The following is a 271-nucleotide window of genomic DNA, read 5'->3' as shown; positions in this document are numbered from 1 at the left end:
ATGGACGCACTGATGATGGCGGTATGGCGGCGCGGGAAAGCCGACGCCCTGCAGCATCACTCTGACCAGGGATCGCAATACACAAGCGAGCAGTTCCAGCGGCTTCTCGCCGATAATGGGATCACCTGCTCGATGAGCCGCGCGGGAAATGTCTGGGATAATTCGGCAATGGAGAGCTTCTTCTCAACGCTGAAGACCGAACGGACAGCCTGCAAGGTTTACCGAACCCGCAATGAGGCGCGCGCCGACGTCTTCGACTACATCGAGCGCT

At 59.0% G+C, this 271-nt stretch carries 1 protein-coding gene; it reads left to right on the top strand.

Translation table 11 applies throughout. The annotated features are described in order from the left end of the window. A partial coding sequence (locus ACERNI_RS10035; protein ID WP_448833158.1) for a transposase occupies window positions 1-271 on the top strand: 271 nt, incomplete at both ends.

It is taken from the genome of Camelimonas sp. ID_303_24 (genome assembly GCF_053543495.1).
This window is presented reverse-complemented; position numbering and strand designations above follow the sequence as displayed.